Raw genomic sequence first — 20,295 nt, forward strand, 5'->3', positions numbered from 1 at the left:
CACACTCCGTGAACGACCCCGCGCCGGGTGCCACCGTCGGCACCCGGCGCGGGGTCGTTCACGTCCGGTACGAGCGCGATCCCGCGCGCGTCACCGTCCTTGCTCCTCTTTGTCGTCGTGCCGTGCCCACGGGTGCCGCAGCCGGATCCAGACGTCGCGGGCCCGGCGCCTGGCCTCGACACGGCTGTCCGTGACCAGCGCCTGCGCCTGTTCGGTGCTCTCCACCATCGGTCCCGATCCCCGCAGCGGCTTGCCGGCCGTCTCGTGCAGGAAGAACGTGGCGATGAAGCCGATGACTCCCGCGGCCATCAGGTAGTACGCGGGAACCATCTCACTGCCGGTCAGCTCCACCAGGCCGGAGACGAACAGCGGTGTCGTGCCGCCGAAGAGGGACACGGAGATGTTGAAGGAGATCGACAGGGCTCCGTAGCGCAGCCGGGTGGGGAAGAGCGCGGGCAGGGTGGACGCCGACGTACCGGCGAAGCACACCAGCAGCAGTCCGAGGATCAGACAGCCGAAGGCGGGCAGCAGGATGCCACCGGCCCGGATGAGGAGCACGGCGGGCACGGCCAGCACGACCAGCGCGACGCTGCCCGCCATGAAGACGGGCCGACGGCCCCAACGGTCGGACGTACGGCCCACGATCGTGATGGTGAGCACCACCACGATCATCGTGCCGAGCACCAGCAACTGGGCGGTGAGCGCGTCCTGGCCGAGGGTCTCGGTCATGAAGGTGGGCAGGTACGAGGTCACCATGTAGTTGGTGACGTTGTAGAGCAGTACCAGGCCCATGCAGATCAGCACGGCCTCCCAGTGCTGGGTGAAGATCTCCTTCAGCCGCCCCTTGCCGGACTGCCGGGCCGCCTCCGTCGGGTCCTCGTCGCCGCCGGCCTCGTCCGCCTCGCGCCGGGCCTGTTCGGCCTCCCGCTGGAAGGCCGGGGTCTCCTCCAGCCGTAGCCGCATGTACAGGCCGATCAGGCCCAGCGGCCCGGCGATCAGGAACGGGATCCGCCAGCCCCAGTCCACCATGCCGTCCTCACCGAGGGCGGCCGTGAGTACGGTGACGATGCCCGAGCCGAGCGAATAGCCGACGAAGGTGCCGAAGTCGAGCCAACTGCCCAGGAATCCGCGCCGCTTGTCCGGTGCGTACTCGGCGATGTACGTGGTGGCGCCGGCGTACTCACCGCCGGTGGAGAAGCCCTGTACGAGACGGCAGACGAGCAGCAGGACGGGCGCGGCGAAGCCGATGGTGGCGTAACCCGGCAGGAAACCGACGGCGAAGGTACTGATCGCCATCATGATCATGGTGGCGGCGAGTACGCGTTTACGGCCGATACGGTCGCCGAGCGGGCCGAATACCAGTCCGCCGAGCGGCCGGACGAGAAATGCCGCGGCGAAGGTCGCGAAAGCGGATACGACCTGGGTCGCGGGCGAACTCGACGGGAAGAAGACTTCTCCCAGGGTGCCTGCCAGATAGGCGTATACCCCGAAGTCGAACCACTCCATGGTGTTGCCCAGCGCTGCCGCGGACACCGCCCGGCGCACTTCGGGCTTGTCTGTGATCGTCACATCCTCGGCGCTCAGCGACTGTTTGCGCCGGCGTACCAGAATGCGGAGCAGACGGTCGCTGGCGGTATTTCCTCCGACGTCTGGTGGCCTGCCCCGCCGTGGGGCCGAGCGCTTCCGGGGTCCAGTCCTCATTTCATCCCGTCCGCAGGGCGGAATTGGCGTGACGCATTATTCCCCTGCCTGATCCATATCGATGTGAACAGCGCCGGGAACCGCGTGTCGGTCCCGGCCGGCGGTTCGCATACCCAGGCGGGATTGCGCTACTCCCCGCCCTGGATCGATCGGCCGTCAGGCCTGGTCGCCGAGGTGTTCCGGCGACTGCTTCAGGGTTCCGGGATGCGCGCACGGAATTCCCCGGAAGGCGTTCCTGGGCGGCCCTGTGCGGGATTTACCGTCTATTGAGGTTCCCTTTAACGTGTGGCGACCGGGCGGACGGAGCCGACGAGCGGTGCGGTACCTCACAAGGGGCGAGCGGTCCGGCACCTCATGAGGGCGGCACGGTTCAGGGGCTTTCCCGAATGATCCGCTCATCGGGCCTGGGCGGTTGAGGCGCCGTCAGCGGGGTGGCCCGACGGATTCGGCTCACTCCGGCGCCAGTTGGATCGCGCCCGCCGGGCAGAGGAGCGCGGCCTCCCGTACCCGCTCGTGCAGTGCGGCCGGCGGCCGCTCGGTGAGGACGAACGCGATTCCGTCGTCGTCGCGCTGATCGAAGACCTCGGGGGCCGTGAGGACGCACTGGCCCGCTCCACAGCACTTGTCCTGATCCAGGTCGACGCGCACGATTCCCCTCCCCTCGTCGGCGGTCACCAGGCGACCGGGAGCGCGTGGACTCCGTACACGAGCATGTCGTCCCGGAAACGGATGTCCTCGAAGGGCACGGTGAGCCGCAGCCCCGGCAGGCGGCGGACGACTGTTTCCAGGGCCACTTGCAGCTCGACACGGGCGAGAGGCTGGCCGAGACACTGGTGGACGCCGAAGCCGAACGCGACGTGGCGGCGCGCGTCACGTTCCACGTCGAGGTCCGCCGCGGCGGGGAAGACGTCCTCGTCCCGGTTGGCCACGTTGACGACGCACAGCACCCCCTCTCCCGCGCGGAGGGTCCGGCCGCCCACGGTGATGTCCTCGGTGACGGCGCGGGGCAGCCCCATGTGCACGATGCTCAGGTAACGCAGCAGTTCCTCCACCGCGCCCTTGATCAGCGAGGGATCCTCCCGCAGCCGGGCCAGCTGGTCCGGTTCGCGCAGCAGGCTGAGCACCGACAGGGCGGTCATGTTCGCGGTGGTCTCATGTCCGGCGATCAGCAACAGCCGCCCCATGGAAGCCGCGTCGGCGGAGCTGAGCTCACCCCGGGCCATCAGCCGGCTGATGATGCCGTCGTCCGGTTCGCGTTCCTTCTCCTTCGCCAGCCGGCTCAGATACTCGCCGAGGTCGTCCATGGCCTCGCTCATCTCCTCCGGCGTCGAGCGTTCGTCCAACAGGACGTGGCTGCGCGCCTGGAAGTACGCGTGGTCCTCGTAGGGCACGCCCAGCAACCGGCAGATCACCAGGGACGGCAGCGGCAGCGCGAACTCCGACACCAGGTCCGCGGAGGTGCGGCCCTCGGTCATACGGTCCAGCAGGTCATCGGTGATGCGCTGGATCTCGGGGCGCATCGCTTCGATCCTCTTGACCATGAAGTCGGCGGTGAGCATGCGGCGCAGCCGGGCGTGGGCCGGGTCGTCCATCCTGATGAAGCTGCCCGGCCCCGAAAGCGCCGCGACCTTCTTGCGGCCGGCGCTGAGGAAGGGGAATCCGGGCCGGGTGGCGTCGGAACTGATCCTCGCGTCGCCCAGGACCGCCCGGACGTCCTCGTAACGGGTGATCAGCCAGCACTGGGAGCCGTCCCACAGCGTCACCCGGGCGATGGGGGACTCCTCGCGTGCCTGCTCGTACGCGGGCGGCGGGGCGAAGGGGCAACTGCCCCGGGTGGCAGGCGCGTTGAGGTGCGGGATGTGTTCGGTGACAGTCACCGGAGGGTCTCCTTCGCGCTGGACGGCAGGCGAGGTTCCGCGGGAGAGGGCCAGCCGGGCGGACGGGAGTGGCTGGGCATACGAGTTACCTAACAAAAGCAATTAACTCACCGTCACGCTAACTCGCTCTGCGTGGGGATGGAAGGGGAGACAAGGGACGATTCCACATTGGCCGAATGCCGACCGCTGCCGCCCGCACACTCGTGCGTGGCGTTTGCCGTTACGGTCCCGCCTCACCGACCGAGCAGCCCTCGCCCCGTGCGGGGCTGCTCCCATGACACAGCATTTGATCTCCGTGGTGGGCAGCAGTCCCGGCGTGGGCAAGTCGACCCTCTGCGACGAGCTGGCGCGCTGGATCGGCGAGAGCGGGGCTGTCGTCGACCACTTCCGGGAGGCGGACATCCTCACCCGCGCCGCGTTCCGCGCCGTGGCCGGGGAGTTCGCCGACGGCAGTGGCAGTGTGCGGCCCGGGACGCTGGTGGACGCCACCCGGATCTACGCCGAACAGACCCGAGCGGACGGTGTGGATGTGGTGGTGGCGGACGCCCTGCTCCCGTACATCCCGTCCTTGGTGGCCTGGGGACACGACGAAACGGCGATCGCCCAGGTCGTACGTGACGTGTCGGAGGCCGTCGAGCCGACCCGGGTGACCGTGGTGTACCTGCGGGACGACCCCGGGACCGCGCTGCGCCGCGCGGTCGAGCGGGAAGGTCCGGGATGGGCGGACTGGTACGTCGGCAGACTGAGCGGCTCCCCCGGGACACGTACCGTCGGCGATCTGGCGTCGGCGGCCGACCACCTGCGCCGCGAAACGGAACTGAGCCTTGGTCTGCTGGCGACAACACCGTGGAACGTGGTGGTCGTGGACGTCGGCGGGCGGGATGCCGCGCGGACGGCGCTGCACGTCCGGGAGCGGTTGCGGGGCCCGCTGGCGGACGTGCTCTGAACCGCCCGTGCTGTCAACGGGAGTTGACCGTCACCTTCGAGGGGCACCTCGCGCCGGGTGGTGCGCGGGAGCGTGGGAATTCCGGCGCTCCCGCACACCACACCAGCGCCGTCCGGCTACTTGGCGTACAGCAGGGTGCCGAAGCCCAGTTGGTCGAAGCCGCCGCTGGTCGAGCCGTAGTCCCCGCCGCCTCCCTCGGCACGGCCGAGTTCGGCCATGGCCGTGATGTACGGGACGGACAGCCCGCGGCGGCGCGCGTAGTGGTAGTGCAGCATGTCCCACACGGGCCGTGTCTGGCCCCGGCTCGCGGAGGAGACCGCGGTGTGTTCGTTGTACGCGCAGTTCTGGCCGCTGCCCCAGGTGTACTTGGTGAACGGGACGTCCTGGCCCAGGTTGTACTTGGCGACGTACTGGGCGGCTTTCATGAAGCGGTTGCCGTCGTAGCCGTACAGGTCGTCCCCCTGGCTCCAGGCCATTTCGCAGATGGCGCCCATCTGGCCCATGCCCATCATGGTGTGCCCCTGGTCGCGGCCGGACTCCTGCCACTGGGCGAGTCCCTGGTCGTTGTGGAGGAAGGGGATCGCCTTCTGGACCGCGCCGTTGCCCGCGCCGTTCTTGAAGTAGTTCACGGCCTGGTCGTACTTGGCGCCGTCGTCGTCGAGAATGCCGATGGCCATGATCGAGGCCATGTTGCACAGGTCCCAGTTGGCCCAGTAGTTGGTGATGCAGGCGTCGTTGTGCTGGTTGAGGAACTGGTTGTTGAGCGGGTAGAACACATTCACCATCATCCGCCGGAAGCGGTCGAGGTCGAACCCGGAGTAGCCGCGCATCAGTTCGGCGGCCTGGGCGAACTGCCAGCCGTAGATCCCGGCGGCGAGGAACCGGTCGGCGTTGCCGGTGACCGTGGTGAGGGTGGCCGACCAGGCGTTGAGGATGTCCCGGGCCGTGTCTCCGTGAGCGCCGGTCCCGCCGATCTTCCAGCGCAGCGCGTTCTGGTAGGCGGCGTGGATGTCGTTGTACAGGGTCCCGTAGTTCTCGCCGGTGCCGCCGCGGATGACCGTGGCCTGGGGCCTGGCCTTCCATCCCGACTGCGCGTGCGCGTTGGCGGTCAGCCGGTTCCAGCCGGCCAGCCAGGGGTCGTTCCCGGCGGCCACCCGTACCTTCGCCCGGTTGAGTTCGCCGAAGGCGTTCATCATGCCCGGGTGGGTGAAGACGGCGGGGGCGGCCTGGGCGGAGCCGCCGGCGGCGACCGTGGCGAGTCCGCCCACCGTCCCGGTCAGGGCGGCACCTGACGCGGCCTTCAGTATTCCGCGACGGCTCATTCCGTGTGTACTGCTGCGGCTCGTACTGCTGCGGCTCATTGAGATCTTCTCTCCGATCGGGCGGGCGTCCGACGACTCGGATCCAGTGAGGGCGCGCGGTTGTGCGACAGGGGATCGGCCGCCGTCCCTGTGCGGCCGGACGGTGTCCCGGGTGCGCGCCGTGGGGGATGGAAACCGGTATCCATGGTGCCGGAACATCACCGCGGTGTCTTCGGCGGACACCGAAACCGAAAGTTTCGCTCGGGCCGGTCGCGCACACATGCCGGTGGCCCTCCCGCGCGGAAGTCATGCGGAAGGGCCACCGGACCGGACGGCGGGCTCGGCGGGTGTCTCGTCGCCGCCGCCCGTACCGCAGCTACGCCTGGGATGCCTCGAAGTCGGCCAACAGGCCCTCGATACGGGCAAGTTCCCGCTCATCGAGTGGCGCCGCGTCCAGCACGTCGAGGTTCTGCTCCAGCTGCCTGACACTGCTGGCGCCGATCACCACCGAGGTGACACGCGCGTCGCGCAGCACCCAGCCCAGCGCCAGCTGCGCCAGCGTCTGGCCGCGCTCCCCCGCAGCCTTGTTCAGCGCGTGCAGCAGCGTGAGCTTCTCGTCGCTGAGCGCGTCCCGCTTGAGGAAGTGGCCGACGGCCATCCGCGAGTCGGCGGGCACCCCATTGAGGTAGCGGTCCGTCAACTGCCCCTGAGCGAGCGGTGAGTACGCGATGACCCCGGCGCCCACCTCGGCGGAGGCGGCGATCAGGCCGTTGTGCTCGATCTCGCGGTTCAGCATGTTGTACGCGTGCTGGTTGATCAGCAGCGGGGTGCCGAGGCCCTTGAGAATCTCGGCCCCCTGCCGCATCTGCTCCGGCGGGTAGTTGGAGAGGCCGGCGTACAGGGCCTTGCCCTGTCGTACGGCCGAGTCCAGCGCCCCCATCGTCTCTTCGAGCGGAGTGTCGGGGTCGTAGCGGTGGGAGTAGAAGACATCGACGTAGTCGAGCGCCATCCGGGCCAGCGACTGGTCGAGGCCGGCCAGCAGATGCTTCCGCGATCCGAACTCACCGTACGGGCCGGGCCACATGTCGTTGCCCGCCTTGGTCGAGATGAACAGCTCGTCGCGGTACGGGCGGAAGTCCTGCGTGTAGATCGTGCCGAAGTTCGCCTCGGCGCTGCCGTGCGGCGGGCCGTAGTTGTTGGCGAGATCGAAGTGGGCGACGCCCCGGTCGAAGGCGTGGCGCAGCACCGCGCGCTGGTTCTCCAGCGGAGCGGTGTCACCGAAGTTGTGCCACAGGCCGAGGGAGACCACCGGCAGCCGCACTCCGCTGCGGCCACTGCGCTCGTACCGCATATCGGCGTAGCGACTGTCCGCGGCGAGATAGGGCGGTTTCTTCAACGTACTCTCCTGCTTTCGTTGTCAAGGCCGGGCGCCGCCCGTCGATGCGGGCGCGCGGGTGAGTCAGCGGCCCGTCGTCGGTTTCCAGGCCGCTGCCGGGCCGTTCCCGGTGGTCGCCGTTGTCCGTGCATACGATCCCCGGCCCCCCGCCCTTCCATGTGCGTGACCCGCAGATACTAGTGAGGGCCCTGGTGTCGTACCAGCGGATAAAGCGCGCGAGTTGAGAGAAGCACGAGGGCCGGACGTCCGGCTCGGCGGTGGCCTCGGGCCGTATCGCGGGCCTTATCGAGGTGAGCCGTTCGGCGACGCCTTTCCTCTCCTCACACCCGCCGCGACCGGCTGACGTGCGGCACCTGGCGCTATCGTGGGCGCACTGTCGGGTGTGTGGCGTGGGAGAGTAGCTGAATTGGGCAGGAAACCGACATCCGACCACGCAGAACGCGCGACGGTACGGGATGTCGCCGCACGCGCGGGGGTGTCTCCCGCGACCGTCTCCCGGGTTCTCGGCGGCACGTATCCGGTGGCTTCCGCCACCCGGACCAGGGTGCTGCGCGCGATGCGCGAACTCGACTATGTCGTCAACGCCCAGGCGAGGGCGCTGTCGGGCGGCGCCACCAAGGCGGTCGCCTTCCTGGTCGACGATGTCACCGGCGCCTTCTACGCCCATATCGGGCGCGGTGTCGAGCAGCAGGCCAAGGCCGAGGGCCGGCTGTGCATGCTCTGCACGACGGACGCCGAGCCGGAGCAGGTTTTCCTGATCATCGAGCTCATGCGGGAGCAGAACGCCGACGCGGTCATCGTCGTCGGCGGGGCGTGGGAGAACGAGGAGTACGAGGGGCGGCTGGCCCACTACGCCCGCGCGTTGGACCGCTCGGGGTCGCGGCTGGTGCTGGTCGGCCGGCCGCCGCTGGCCGCCGCCGACGCCCCCGCCACCGTCGTGGAGTACGACAACGAGGGCGGGGCGTACGCGGCGACCAGCCATCTGCTGGCCTCCGGTCACCGCCGGATCGCCTATCTCGGCGCGATCCAGGGGCTGGTGACGAGCAGTCAGCGCATCACCGGCTTCACCCGTGCCCACCAGGCGTACGGGCTCGTACCGGATCCGGCGCTGATTCTGCCGGGAGAGTTCAGCCGGGAGTACGGTCGCCGGGCGGTACGTGAACTCCTCGACCGGGAAGCCGGGTTCACCGCGGTCATGGCGGCCACCGATGTCGTGGCGGCCGGCGCCCTGCACGAACTGCGCGCGGCGGGCCTGCGGGTCCCCGAGGACGTGGCGCTCGTGGGGTACGACGACATCCCGCTCGCCTCCGACCTCTTTCCCGCGCTGACCACGGTGCATGTGCCGCAGGATGAGCTGGGGCGCACCGCGGTCCGTCTCGCGCTCGACCGCGACCGGTACACCGGTGCCCAGCACGTCATGCTGGGCACCCATGTCGTCGTACGGGACTCCGCCCCGCCGCCCGGCCGGAGCCGGCCTTAGGCCCTGTTCAGCACGCTAGTCGACCTCCGAGTGCTGCGGGACGTCGCCGGGATTCGGCGGTTTCGCGCGGGTGAGGTACTGCGGGACCGGCGCGGTGTCGGTTCCGGTGTCGCGTACCAGCCCGTGGCGCAGCGGGCCGCCCGGACCCGGTGCCTGCTGGATGTCCTGTGTCACCGACTCCCAGGTGGCCGGCATGACGATGAGGTTGTAGTCGGCCTGGCTCTCGTTCTGGTGGAGCGTGACGGAGCCGTCGACGTGGAAGTACTCGTTCTGCCACATCTGCTGGGCCCCGGCGGGCAGGACGGCGAAGCCGGTGGCCGGGCTGCCCATCGCGGTGTGCGGGCCGTCCCCCTCCTGGCCCGGCTGCTCGTCGTCCATCCGTTTGCCGCCGCCCGAGGCGGCGTGGAAGAGCTTTCCCCGCAGGCCGGTCCAGGTGGGCATGGTGAGCGCGCCGGAGCGTTGGCCGGGCATGATCTGCCAGCGGACCAGGAAGTATCCGCTGCCGCTGAGCGTCACCGTGTCGCCGTTGTGCACCATCACCGCCTTGGCACCGGCCGAGCTGCGGAACCCGTTCTCGGGGCGGCGGGGCAACGGGCCCGGGGCCCGGAGCGGATCGGGTGCGGGGTCCGCGGTGTCCACGGTGGATCCGTACCCGGGCGGCGGTGCGGGCCGGGGCGAGGGTGACGGGGAGACGGTCGGTGAGGGGGCGGCGGTCCTGGACGGCGTGGGCGCGGGAGATTCCGAACGCGGCCCGGAGGTGGGGGTGGCGGTCGTCGTGGGCGCGGCCTGCGGGGGCTGCCGGTCCTGGTCCCGCACCACGTAGGCGCCCCCGGCGACCAGGGTCACTCCGGCGGTCGCCGCGACGGCCGGTTTGGTGATCAGGTCCAGCACGGTCCGTGCCAGCTGCGCCGGCCACCCGCCGGGGTCGGTGGCCAGCGCCACGGGTGACATGGCGGCGGCCCCTCCCCCACCGAGCAGCCCCGGCAGGGCGTGCAGGGCGAATCCGGCCGGCAGCGGCACGAGGGCGAGCCCGGCCAGCAGCCGTTCCGCCGGCACCAGACCGGGCCGGCTGCCGCCGCACGCGGAGCAGTCCCGCAGGTGCCGGGCGATCCGCTTGCGCCATACGGAGCCGGGCCGGCCGTCCCAGCCGAGGAGGAGGCCGGCCAGCCCTCGGCAGCGCGGGTCGGCGTCCAGCGCGCGGACGACCCCGCGCGCCGTTTCCAGCTGTGCCTTCATGCGCTGCACGCGGACGGCGGCGTGCTGCCTGGTCAGTCCCTGGGTCTCGGCCAGTTCGCGGCGGGTCAGCTCCCCCGCGACCTCCTGCCACCACAGTGCGAGCAGTTCCCGGTCGTCGGCGTCGAGCCAGCGGGTCGCCTGGGCGACCTCCTTGCGCTGTCCGTCCAGACCGAGCCGCAGGACGGTGAGGTCCACGAAGTCGGAGCCGGGGTCGGCCGGTTCGCGCTCCGCCGTGAGCGGCCCGGTGCCGCGCGCCGGCGCGGTCGCCCGGGCGCGGGCCCGGTCCCGTACCTGCCGCATGGCGATCGCGACCAGCCAGGACCGGAAGCTGCCGGGGTCACGGAGTCCCTCGATGCCGTGGACGGCACGGAGCATCGTCTCCTGTACGACGTCGTCGACGTCCGCGTGGCCGGCCAGCGCACGCCCCACGACGTTGTATATCAGGGGCAGGTGTTCCGATATGAGGTCGCCCAGCGCCTGTTGGTCCCCGGCCTGCGCCGCGGTGACTCTGCTTCGCCGTTGACGGTCGTCCACACCTGCTCCGTACCTCGCGCCCTCACTCGATCATGCCGGACAGGGGAGGGCCGGGCCCGTGTCCGGACAACAGAGATTCGGTCCGTTCAGCGGGAGTAGAGCAGTGTGCCGAAGCCGAGTTGGTCGAAGCCGCCGCTGGTGGAGCCGAAGTCGCCGCCGCCCCCTTCGGGGCGTACCGCCGCCGCGCTCGCCGTGATGTGGGGGACGGAAAGCCGACGGCGCTTGGCGTAGTGGTTGTGGAGCAGCTCCCACACCGGGCGGAGCTGGCCGCGGCCGGCCGGGGAGACCTCGGTCTGCTCCCGGCGGGCGCAGTTGGTGCCGGTGCCCCAGATGTAGGTGGTGAACGGCACACTGTGGCCGAGGTTGTACCTGGCGACGTATTCGGCGCCCTTCATGAACCGGTTGTCGTCGTACCCGTACAGGTCGACGCCCTGGTTCCAGGCCATCTCGCAGAAGGCGCCCATCAGGCCGATGCCCATCACGGTGTGGCCCTGGTCCCGTCCGCTCTCCTGCCACTGGCCGAGGCCGTCGGGGTGGAGGAAGGGGACGGCGTTCTTGATGGAGCCGTTTCCCTCGCCGTTCTTGAAGTAGTCGACGGCCTGGTCGAACTTGGCGGTGTCGTCACAGAGGATGCCGATGGCCAGGATCGAATTCATGGTGCACAGGTCCCAGTTCGCCCAGTAGTTGCTGACGCAGGCGTCGTTGTGTCCCTTGAGGAACTGGTCGTTCAGCGGGTAGAAGACGTCGAGCAGCATCCGCTGGAACCGCTTCAGGTCGAAGCCCGGGTAGTCGCGCATCAACTCGGCGGCGTTGGCGAACTGGTAGCCGTAGATGCCCGCGGCCAGGAAGCGGTCGGCGTTGCCGGTCAGTGTGGTGAGGGTGGCCGACCAGGCGTTGAGGATGTCCCGGGCGGTGTCGCCGTGCGCGGTGGTTCCGGCGGTCTTCCAGCGCAGCGCGTTCTGGTAGGCGGCGTGGATGTCGTTGTAGAGCTGCGGGTAGTTCTGGCCGGCGCCACCGCGGATGATCGTCCCGGTCGGCCGTGGCGTCCAGGTGCTCTGCGCGTGGTTGTTGGCCACGAGCCGGTCCCAGCCCGCGGTCCAGGGCTGGGAGCCCGCTTTGACCCTGACCTTGGCCCGGTTGAGTTCCCCGTGGGCGTGCAGCATGCCCGGGTGGGTGAAGGTCGCCGGCGCGGCGTCGGCCTTGTCTCCCGTCATGGCGGCGGTGACGCCGCCCGCGGCTCCGGCCACGGCCAGTCCGCCGGCTATCTGCAGCATGCTGCGGCGGCTCATCTTGTGCTTGTTGTCGCGGCCCATGAAATGCGCTCCTGTCGCGGTGGGGGGTGCGTTCCTCTGGGAGACGTGGCGGGGCGGGGCCGGATAACAAAAACTTCGGAACCTCGCGGAAAAAAATCTCTCGCGCCGTCAGCGCTCCCGGGCCGGAGGGACCGGTGTCACGTCGTCCGGCATCACGGTTTCTCCTGGACAGGGGTGGTAAAAGAGCGGGCCAGCGATGTTAGGCTCCCCTTACTTTACGAGGAACAGAGGGCTCCGTGCGGCGGGCACCCGCTCGCGGAAAGCACAGTGAGGGCAGTTCAGATGCACGGTGGCGCGCTCCATTCGAGAGCAGGCGGAGCGTGACAGCGGAGTCCCTGACGGACGAGGCGTCGGACCGCCCCACGCACACGCCCCGCCGCCCGGCCCGTAGCCGCCCCCAGCTCGCCGTGGGCCTGCTGATGACGGTGCTGGTGCTCGTCGCCGCGACCTGGGCGAGCCTGCTGTTCGGCTCGGAACACATCACCGTGGACGACGTACTGCGCGCGGTGTTCGACCCGGACCTGTCCGACAAGGCGCAGCTGGTCGTACGGGAGGAGCGCGTTCCGCGTACGGTCGCGGGCCTGCTGACGGGAGCCGCGCTGGGACTCGCCGGAGCGGTCATGCAGGGGGTCGCCCGTAATCCGCTGGCCGACCCGGGCATCCTCGGCGTCAACTCGGGTGCCTCGGTGGCCGTCGTGTTCGGGATCGGCGTACTCGGTTTCACGGCTCCGTCCCAGTACATCTGGTTCGGGTTCATCGGCGCGCTCGTCGCCGCCGTGCTGGTGTACAGCGTCGGTTCGCTGGGCCGGGAGGGCGCCACACCCGTCAAACTCGCTCTGGCCGGAGCGGCGACCACTGCCATCCTCACCTCACTGACCACCGCGATCCTGCTGACAGACCGTCAGGTCTTCGACCGGTTCCGCTTCTGGAAGGTCGGCTCGCTGTCCGGCCGGGATGCCGAAGTGCTGTGGCAGGCGGTGCCGTTCATCGCCGTGGGCGTGCTGTTCGCCCTCACACTGGGGCCGCAGCTCAACGCCCTGTCCCTGGGTGACGACATCGCGCGTGCGCTGGGTCAGCGTGTGGGCGTGGCCCGGCTGGTGTCGGCCGCCGCCGTGGTGCTGCTGTGCGGCGCGGCCACCACGATCGCCGGGCCCATCGGTTTCGTGGGCCTCGTCATCGCGCACGCGGGCCGGATGATCACCGGCCCGGACTACCGCTGGATCCTGCCGTACAGCGCGCTCCTGGCGCCCTCGCTGATCCTGTTGTCCGATGTCGTGGGCCGGTTCATCGGCCGGCCCGGCGAGGTGCAGGTCGGGATCGTGACCGCGGTGGTGGGCGCCGTGCCTTTCATTGTCCTGGTGCGTCGTCGCAACCTGGCCGAGCTGTGAGGGAGTTGGCAGGGTCGGTGGCCCAGGAAGCCGTGAGCAGTACCGAAAAGGGCATGTCTCCGGACGGCGGATCCCCGGAGGACCGGCTGGCCGGTGCGGTACGGGAGGTCGCCCGCGTCCGCCGGGCCGGCCGGGCCCGTTCCACCGCCGTCTCCTTCGCGCTGCTGGCCGCCGTACTGGCCGCCCTGTGCACGACCCTGGCCTTCGGCGACCTGGTCGTCCCGGCGGCCGATGTGGTGGCCACCCTGTTCGGCGGAGGCGACGCCGGTTCGCGGTTCGTCGTCCTCGAACTGCGGCTGCCCCGGGCGCTGATCGGGGCCTTCGTCGGAGCCGCGTTCGGCCTCTCGGGCATCGTGTTCCAGACGCTGCTGCGCAACCCGCTGGCCAGCCCCGATGTGATCGGTATCAGCTCGGGTGCCAGCGCCGCGGCGGTCCTGGCCAGTGTGGCCTTCGGTGCCGGCGGCTACGCGCTCTCCGCGAGCGCGCTGCTCGGTGCCGTACTGGCCGCCGCGGCGATCTACTCGCTCGCGTGGCGCGGCGGTGTGACCGGATACCGGCTCGTCCTGATCGGCATCGGCATCGGCGCGGCACTGTCCAGCATGATTTCGCACCTGATGACCAGCTCCGACGTGGCCGTGGCACAGGACGCGCTGGCGTGGCTGACGGGAAGCCTCAACGGCCGTTCCTGGAACCAGCTGTGGCCCCTCGTGGGAGCCATGGCGGTGCTCGTACCGCTGACGTTTCTCGCGGCACGTTCACTGCGCACGCTGCAACTGGGCGACGAGACCGCGGTGGGGCTCGGCAGCCGGGTGGAGCGCGGGCGCCTCGCCCTGCTCGCCTGCGCGGTGACGCTCACCGGGGTGGCGACTGCCGCGGCCGGTCCGGTGGCCTTCGTGGCGTTCGTGTCCGCGCCGATCGCGCGGCGCCTCGTCCCGCGCCAGGGCGCCGCGCTGCTGCCCGCCGCGCTGACCGGGTCGTTGATCGTGCTCGTCGCGGACTTCGCCGCACAGCATCTGCTGGGGGCCACCCAGTTCCCGGTGGGTGTGGTGACGAGTGTGATCGGTGCGCCGTATCTGCTGTGGCTTCTGGCTCGCGCGAACCGGGTGGGCAGGGGCGGATGAATGATGGAACGGAAGGATCTGCACATGAGTGCGGAGCACACTCTCCAGGCGCGGGACGTCCGGCTCGGCTACGACGGGCGTGAGGTCGTCAGCGGGCTGAGTGTCGACATACCGCCGGGCGCGATCACCATGATCGTCGGCCCGAACGCATGCGGGAAATCCACCCTGTTGCGTTCGATGGCCCGGCTGCTGGCGCCGTCCTCAGGGAGCGTGCTCCTCGACGGCAGGAACATCCAGGAGATGCCGACCAAGGAGGTCGCCACGGTCCTCGGCATCCTGCCGCAGAGCCCGGTGGCGCCCGACGGCATCACGGTGAGCGACCTGGTGGGCCGGGGCCGGTATCCGCACCAGGGCTGGTTCCGCCGCTGGACGGCCGAGGACGACACGGCCGTGGCGCGGGCCCTGCTGGCCACCGATGTGCTGGAACTCGCGGCGCGGCCGGTCGACGAACTGTCGGGCGGCCAGCGGCAGCGGGTGTGGATCGCCATGGCGCTCTCCCAGCGTACGGACATCCTTCTGCTGGACGAGCCGACCACGTATCTCGACATCAGCCACCAGCTCGACGTACTGGACCTGCTGACCGACCTCAACCGTGAGTACGGCTCCACCACCGTGGTGGTCCTGCACGACCTCAACCTGGCCTGCCGCTACGCCGATCACCTGATCGCCATGAAGGACGGGCGGATCGTGGCGAAGGGGGCTCCCACGGAGATCGTGACGGCGGAGCTGGTCTCCGACGTGTTCGGGATGCGGTGCTCGGTCACGGAGGATCCCGCTTCGGGGACTCCGATGATCGTGCCCATCGGACGGCACCACATCATCGGTGAGGCGCCGGAAAAGCAGAACCCCGCAGCCTTGAAGTAACACAGGTTAGGCTAACCTAAATACATGCGAATGCGAAGAATGTCTCCGGCTCCCTCTGTTCACTCCGCCACCCCGACCCGTCGTTCCCGTCCGGCTCCTGTGGCGTTGTGGGCCGTTCTCACGGCCCTGGTCGTGGGGTTGACCGCCTGCGGTACGTCATCGTCCGAGGACACGTCGTCGGACGGCGCGTCCGGCGCCGCGTCGGGCGCGTTCCCGGCCACGGTCGCGACCAAGTTCGGCGATGTCACCGTCAAGCAACAGCCCAAGCGTGTCGTCGCGTTGGGCTGGGGCGACGCGGAAGCCGTGCTGGCGCTCGGAGTGCAGCCCGTCGGAGCGAGCGACTGGCTGGCGTTCGGCGGCGACGGGGTGGGTCCGTGGGCCAAGGGCCTCTACAAGAAGAGCCCGCGGATGATCGGCACGCTGGAGCCCGAGTTCGAGAAGATCGCGGCCCTCGAACCCGATCTCATCCTGGACACCAAGTCCAGTGGTGCGCAGGAACGTTACGACACACTGAGCAAGATCGCCCCCACCATAGGTGTCCCCAAGGGCGGTGACCAGTACAAGATCTCGTGGGAGAAGCAGACCGAGATGGTCTCGACCGCCCTGGGCGTCGCCGACAAGGGCAAGCAGCTCATCGCGGCGACCGAGAAGAAGTTCGCGGCCGCCGTCGCCGCCCACCCCGAGTTCAAGGGCAGGACGATCGCGCTCGGCTCCCGGACCGGCAGCGCGTTCGGCGCCTATGTGCGCGGCACGGGCCGCGTCGACTTCGTCGAACGCCTCGGTTTCAAGAACAGCCCCGATATCGACGCCAAGGCCGGCGACTCGTTCTCCATCACGGTCTCCCGCGAGAACCTCGACCTGCTCGACGCCGATCTGACGGTGATGGCCCCCATCGGGGTCGACGCCAAGACGATCAGCGACGACCCTCTGTACAAGGCGATCCCGTCTGTCAAGGCCGGCCATTCCGTGGTGTTCGACGACGAAAACCTCAGTTCGGCCTTCGCGACGGACTCGGTGCTCTCGGTGGTGTACGCGCTGGAGAAGGTCGTCCCGCTGTTCGCGGAGCCGCTCAAGTAGAGCCGTGTGCTTCACGTATCGCCGTGTGCTCACGCAGTGCCATGTTCGCGCAGCCACCGCGGCAGAGCCGTACGGCGTATTCCAGGCTCGGGCACGCACGCGCTTTCTCTCGGGCACGCACGCGCTTTCTGAGGATTCGATGAACTCCCGCGTGCCCGATCGCTTTGCGGGCACGGGCTGTAAATGGACAGCACTCGGACTACGGAAGCGACGGCGGGGACGGCGGCGCCCGGAGCGACGGAAGAGGACAGCGCGAGCGGCCCGGACAGACCGGGCGGCAGCACCGTACAACTGCCTCAACGGGCCGGGCGCGAAGGCGTCCGGCCCGGTCTCGCGTGGGATCTGATCCCGGTGCGCGTGGGTGGGCGGCTCTACCGGGGAGGGCGGTCCGACCGGGACGGGCGCGGTTTCCCCTCCGCGCTGCGCGGCCGACGGGTGCGGGGCGTGGACGGGCTGCGGGCGGTGGCCGTGGCGCTGGTCATGGTCTACCACCTGGAGCCGGACCTGCTGCCGGGTGGCTCCCTCGGTGTCGATGTCTTCTTCACCATCAGCGGCTTCGTCATCACCCGGCTGCTGCTGGCGGAGTTCGCCCGTACCGGCGATGTCGCCCTGCGCGGTTTCTACTGGCGACGCTGGCTCCGGCTGGTCCCGGCCCTGCTGGCCGTCTGCGCGGTGTGCGCCGTTCTGGCCCTCACCACCCGGCTGCCCGGCTTCGACAACGCCTGGGCGGCCGTCGTCCTGTCCGCGACGTTCCTGATGAACATCGTCCGGGCGGCGCAGCCCGGTATCTACTCCAGCGACACCTCTCTCCTCTCCCACACCTGGTCACTGAGCGTGGAGGAGCAGTTCTACCTGCTCTGGCCGCCGATTCTGCTGCTGCTCCTGCGCCGGGTCGGGGCGCGTACGGTGCTGCTCTGCACGGCGGCGCTGTGCCTGCTGCCCCTGGTGTGGCGCTTCGTCCTGTGGAGCCCGAGCGCGGCACACCGTATCTACAACGGCATGGACACCCGCGCCGACCAACTGCTGGTCGGTGCGCTGCTGGCCGTGGTGGTCGCCCGGCTGCACAGCGAGGACCGGCGGCTCGCCGCGCTGGCGCGGTGGTCGGGCCGGCTGGCCTGGCCCGCGCTCGCGGTGCTGGCCCTGATCGTCTGGCAGGTTCCGCTGACCGGGGCCGGCGCCTGGTCCATGCCCTGGTACACCGTCGGCTTCCTGGTGGCCGCCGTCCTGTCGGCCACGGTGCTGGCCGCGCTGGAACTGCGCCCGCGCGCCCGGCTGTCCCGGATGCTGTCCCTGGCGCCGCTGGTCTGGATCGGACAGAACCTCAGCTACGGCCTGTACCTGTGGCATTACCCGATCGGCCGGCTCATCTCCGACCTGGGAGTGGACGCCGCCTGGCACGGGCCCGCCACTGTCGCCGCCAGTTTCGCCGCGGCCCTCGCCTCCCACTACCTCGTCGAGCGGCCGCTGACCCGGCGCCGGAAGCCGGACGGCCCGGGCGGTGTCACGCCGTCTCGTGGCGTGACCGTCGCCTCCAGCGGCGCGGCTCCTGATCGGGCAGCCAGCCGAAAGCCAGAGAACTGCCGATGAGGCCGAGCAGCAGACCGATGAAGAACCCGCCGAGGTTGGAGGTGACCCAGGTGCCCAGCGAGACCAGTACGCCGATGACCGAGTAGAACAGCCGCTGGGCGGGGTTCAGCAGGACGAGGAGTCCGCACACGGCCATCACCAGCGGGAGCAGATAGGCGGCGATGCCGCCCGCGCCCGCCTGGAGGACGACCGAGATGGAGGCCTGCTCGGTGAGCAGGATCTCACCGCCGCCGAGCAGCAGGAGAAGTCCGCCCCAGAAAGGGCGGCGCCTGCGCCAGGCCCTGAAGGAGCGCACGGGACGGCGGCCCCCGGCCGGGACGGCTGTCCCGGCCGGGGGCTCCGTTTCGCGAGGATCCACGCTCAGCAGCCCTGGGAACTGAAGCCGAGGTGGAGGTTGGGCAGCCGGAACTTGGCGGCCGTGGTCGCCCAGTTGGTCTGCCGCAGCTTGGTGATGGTGACCGTGTCGGCCTGCTGGCCGAAGACGCCCAGGGGTCCCTTGACGCCCGCCTTGTCGAAGGTGCTGGCGTCCCCGCCGATCTCGATGTTGTCGAAGTCCGCGGTGTTGCCCGTGAGGACGGTCGAGTCGGTCGTCAGATCGGTCGCGGTCACGGGCGTTCCCTTGTCGCCCGCGGTGATGTGCAGGAAGGTGCCACCGAGTTCGACGCTCTGGCACAGTTTCGTCAGTTTGGCGGTCTTGATGGCGGAGACCACCACCAGGACCTGCCCTCCGGTGTCGCCGGCGTTGGGACTTCCCTCCGCCATGTTGTCCATGCCGCCGAACTGCTCGAAGCCCCTGCCCTCCATACGGTCCGCGGTGACGGTGAACGGCATGCCGGAGATGGCGAACTGGGCGGCGATCGCGCCCTGGGCGGTGAGGATCACGAGAGTGGCGGCCGCGGCGAGCGCGGGTGCGCCCATGAGCGCGGCGCGGCGGAACCGCACTCTCCCCCGCCGTAAAGTTCTCTCCGGCGTTTCACCGCCGGTGACTTCGGACGTGGCCATGAGCTGCTCCTGAAGATGTGGTGACCGGAACGAGCTTGAGCGGCGAAGTCCTGGCGCGGACAGCTCCCGGCGCCGGCAGGGTCCCTCGGGGTGTGTCACCGGCGCGGCCGTGGGAGTCGACCCGAAAGTTACTCCCAGGTATCGACGGGGTCAACTACCTTGTGAAAATTGGGTGTTGACCATGTGTGCACCTGTGGCAGGCACCTCTGACGTCTGGGTACCGCGGGTAACTTCCCTCGGTCTCTTTCCTCCCGGACCCTTGACTCCATCCATCGGACAGGTCTACAACCCTCTTGGGTTTCCTTCTGTGCCGCACTCGTCCGTGGCGTGGAACAGGTCCGTGGCGCCGGGCCTGTTCCACTTCCGCTCCTCCCCCGTGCTCCAGGCCCCGGACACCCTCCAGCCCCGGACGCCCTCCAGGTGGACGCGCCGTCTCAACCACCCAGGGCAGACCTTCTCCCCCCACCGTCAGCACGTCGCAGGCGCGGAACGGCCTCATCGCCCTCCTCGCCTCCGCCGTCCTGCGCCATCGACGACGCGCGCGGCGCGGCCGCGGCGGGTGTGTGACCCACGGCAGAGCCGCAGTGGGTCGCGCGGTGCCGGACTCCGTGTCCGGCCCGGCCGTACCCGGCCCCCCGCCACCACGCGTACGTCAACACCTCCACTCGCGAAAGGGACTTCGTATGGGTGCTCGACGCACTGTCCTCGCCACCGCCGGCTTCACCGCGGCGGCCGCTCTCCTCGCCGCCGGGCAGGCATTCGCCACCGGGACGGCGCCCGCCGCCGGGAACGTCCTCACCTACGGCGGCGCCGCCGGTTCGGCCGTCGCCGTCGGGGACGTGCTGACCTCGTCACTGAGCGCCGGTACGACCGTCGCGATCCGCACCTCCGTCGGCGGAACCACCGGCATCACCTGCACCGCTTCCGGGTTCACCGCCACCGTGACGGCCAATCCGGCCGCTCCGGGCACCGCCACCGAGTCGCTCACGGCGCAGACCTTCGGTGGCTGCACGTCGAACATCCTGGGCACCACCGGAGTCCAGAGCATCACGGTCGAGAAACTGCCGGCCGTCACGTCGGTCACCTCCGGCGGGCCGATCACGGTGGGGGTCGGCGGCGGGTTGCAGACGACCGTCAAGCTCAACACCCTGCTCGGCCTGACGACCTGCACCTACACCTCGACAGGTCTCAACGGCACCACGTCGAACACGGACAACTCCATCACGTTCGCCAACCAGCTGTTCAGCAAGTCGGGAGGGCCCATCACCTGCCCGTCGTCCAGCTACTTCTCCGCCAAGTACGGGCCGGTGAAGGACACGAGCCAGTCCGGAAGCCCGAGCGTGTTCGTCAACTGACGTCACGTCAACTGACCGTGCGGACACACTGATACGTCCCCCGGCGGATCCGGATGTTCCGGTCCGCCGGGGGACGTGTCCTTCGCCGGTGCCTCTCCCGGCAGCGCGACCGGTGCC

The 20,295-nt window shown here is 69.8% G+C and carries 17 protein-coding genes; 8 read left to right on the top strand and 9 right to left on the bottom strand.

The features are described from left to right. Positions 1-90 precede the first annotated feature (90 nt). The 3 genes from proP to ACIQD6_RS35480 form a co-directional block, all read right to left on the bottom strand. Positions 91-1,701: a glycine betaine/L-proline transporter ProP gene (gene proP, locus ACIQD6_RS35470; RefSeq protein ID WP_401890996.1), complete on the bottom strand. Its 1,611-nt coding sequence runs from the start codon at positions 1,699-1,701 to the stop codon at positions 91-93. A gap of 450 nt (positions 1,702-2,151) precedes the next feature. After that, complete coding sequence (locus ACIQD6_RS35475) at positions 2,152-2,349, bottom strand: ferredoxin (RefSeq protein WP_401890998.1); 198 nt, start codon at positions 2,347-2,349, stop codon at positions 2,152-2,154. Between the two features lie 23 nt (positions 2,350-2,372). Continuing rightward, entirely contained in the window at positions 2,373-3,578 is a 1,206-nt protein-coding gene (locus tag ACIQD6_RS35480; protein ID WP_401891001.1) for a cytochrome P450, read from the bottom strand. Between the two features lie 274 nt (positions 3,579-3,852). Here ACIQD6_RS35480 and ACIQD6_RS35485 point away from each other — a divergent pair, with 274 nt between their 5' ends. Next, positions 3,853-4,524 (top strand): hypothetical protein, encoded by a 672-nt coding sequence (locus ACIQD6_RS35485; protein ID WP_401891004.1) that lies wholly within the window; start codon positions 3,853-3,855, stop codon positions 4,522-4,524. 116 nt (positions 4,525-4,640) lie between these two features. Here the strand turns inward: ACIQD6_RS35485 and ACIQD6_RS35490 are convergent, their stop codons facing one another. After that, on the bottom strand, positions 4,641-5,885 hold the full coding sequence (locus ACIQD6_RS35490; protein ID WP_401891006.1) for an alginate lyase family protein: 1,245 nt from the start codon (positions 5,883-5,885) through the stop codon (positions 4,641-4,643). 316 nt (positions 5,886-6,201) lie between these two features. Next, positions 6,202-7,176, bottom strand: coding sequence for an aldo/keto reductase (locus tag ACIQD6_RS35495; RefSeq protein WP_401891041.1), 975 nt, complete (start codon positions 7,174-7,176; stop codon positions 6,202-6,204). 451 nt (positions 7,177-7,627) lie between these two features. On the opposite strand from ACIQD6_RS35495, the gene ACIQD6_RS35500 reads away from it, so the two are divergent. Next, positions 7,628-8,701 (top strand): LacI family DNA-binding transcriptional regulator, encoded by a 1,074-nt coding sequence (locus ACIQD6_RS35500; RefSeq protein ID WP_401891009.1) that lies wholly within the window; start codon positions 7,628-7,630, stop codon positions 8,699-8,701. A gap of 15 nt (positions 8,702-8,716) precedes the next feature. On the opposite strand, the gene ACIQD6_RS35505 is transcribed toward ACIQD6_RS35500, so the two are convergent. After that, positions 8,717-10,471, bottom strand: a complete 1,755-nt coding sequence (locus tag ACIQD6_RS35505) for a sigma-70 family RNA polymerase sigma factor (RefSeq protein ID WP_401891011.1) — start codon at positions 10,469-10,471, stop codon at positions 8,717-8,719. 86 nt (positions 10,472-10,557) lie between these two features. Next, positions 10,558-11,784: an alginate lyase family protein gene (locus ACIQD6_RS35510; RefSeq protein WP_401891013.1), complete on the bottom strand. Its 1,227-nt coding sequence runs from the start codon at positions 11,782-11,784 to the stop codon at positions 10,558-10,560. A gap of 320 nt (positions 11,785-12,104) precedes the next feature. Here ACIQD6_RS35510 and ACIQD6_RS35515 point away from each other — a divergent pair, with 320 nt between their 5' ends. From ACIQD6_RS35515 to ACIQD6_RS35535, 5 genes are all read left to right on the top strand, one after another. Continuing rightward, positions 12,105-13,172 carry a FecCD family ABC transporter permease gene (locus ACIQD6_RS35515; protein WP_401891016.1) on the top strand — a complete coding sequence of 356 codons (1,068 nt, stop codon included), beginning with the start codon at positions 12,105-12,107 and terminating at the stop codon, positions 13,170-13,172. A 53-nt stretch (positions 13,173-13,225) separates the two neighbouring features. Continuing rightward, positions 13,226-14,293, top strand: a complete 1,068-nt coding sequence (locus ACIQD6_RS35520) for a FecCD family ABC transporter permease (protein WP_401891044.1) — start codon at positions 13,226-13,228, stop codon at positions 14,291-14,293. 24 nt (positions 14,294-14,317) lie between these two features. Continuing rightward, positions 14,318-15,157, top strand: a complete 840-nt coding sequence (locus ACIQD6_RS35525; protein WP_401891018.1) for an ABC transporter ATP-binding protein — start codon at positions 14,318-14,320, stop codon at positions 15,155-15,157. 39 nt (positions 15,158-15,196) lie between these two features. Then, complete coding sequence (locus ACIQD6_RS35530; RefSeq protein WP_401891046.1) at positions 15,197-16,234, top strand: iron-siderophore ABC transporter substrate-binding protein; 1,038 nt, start codon at positions 15,197-15,199, stop codon at positions 16,232-16,234. A 183-nt stretch (positions 16,235-16,417) separates the two neighbouring features. Further along, positions 16,418-17,821 (top strand): acyltransferase family protein, encoded by a 1,404-nt coding sequence (locus tag ACIQD6_RS35535; protein WP_401891020.1) that lies wholly within the window; start codon positions 16,418-16,420, stop codon positions 17,819-17,821. Here the strand turns inward: ACIQD6_RS35535 and ACIQD6_RS35540 are convergent. Both ACIQD6_RS35540 and ACIQD6_RS35545 read right to left on the bottom strand, forming a co-directional pair. Beyond that, on the bottom strand, positions 17,736-18,179 hold the full coding sequence (locus tag ACIQD6_RS35540; protein WP_401891022.1) for a DUF6114 domain-containing protein: 444 nt from the start codon (positions 18,177-18,179) through the stop codon (positions 17,736-17,738). The two genes, ACIQD6_RS35535 and ACIQD6_RS35540, sit on opposite strands and share 86 nt — an antisense overlap. Positions 18,180-18,181: 2 nt before the next feature. Beyond that, positions 18,182-18,823, bottom strand: a complete 642-nt coding sequence (locus ACIQD6_RS35545) for a DUF6230 family protein (protein ID WP_401891025.1) — start codon at positions 18,821-18,823, stop codon at positions 18,182-18,184. Between the two features lie 683 nt (positions 18,824-19,506). On the opposite strand from ACIQD6_RS35545, the gene ACIQD6_RS35550 reads away from it, so the two are divergent. Then, positions 19,507-20,178, top strand: a complete 672-nt coding sequence (locus ACIQD6_RS35550; protein WP_401891026.1) for a Tat pathway signal sequence domain protein — start codon at positions 19,507-19,509, stop codon at positions 20,176-20,178. Positions 20,179-20,295: the final 117 nt, after the last annotated feature.

It is taken from the genome of Streptomyces sp. NPDC088400 (assembly GCF_044753355.1).
Lineage (GTDB): Bacteria > Actinomycetota > Actinomycetes > Streptomycetales > Streptomycetaceae > Streptomyces.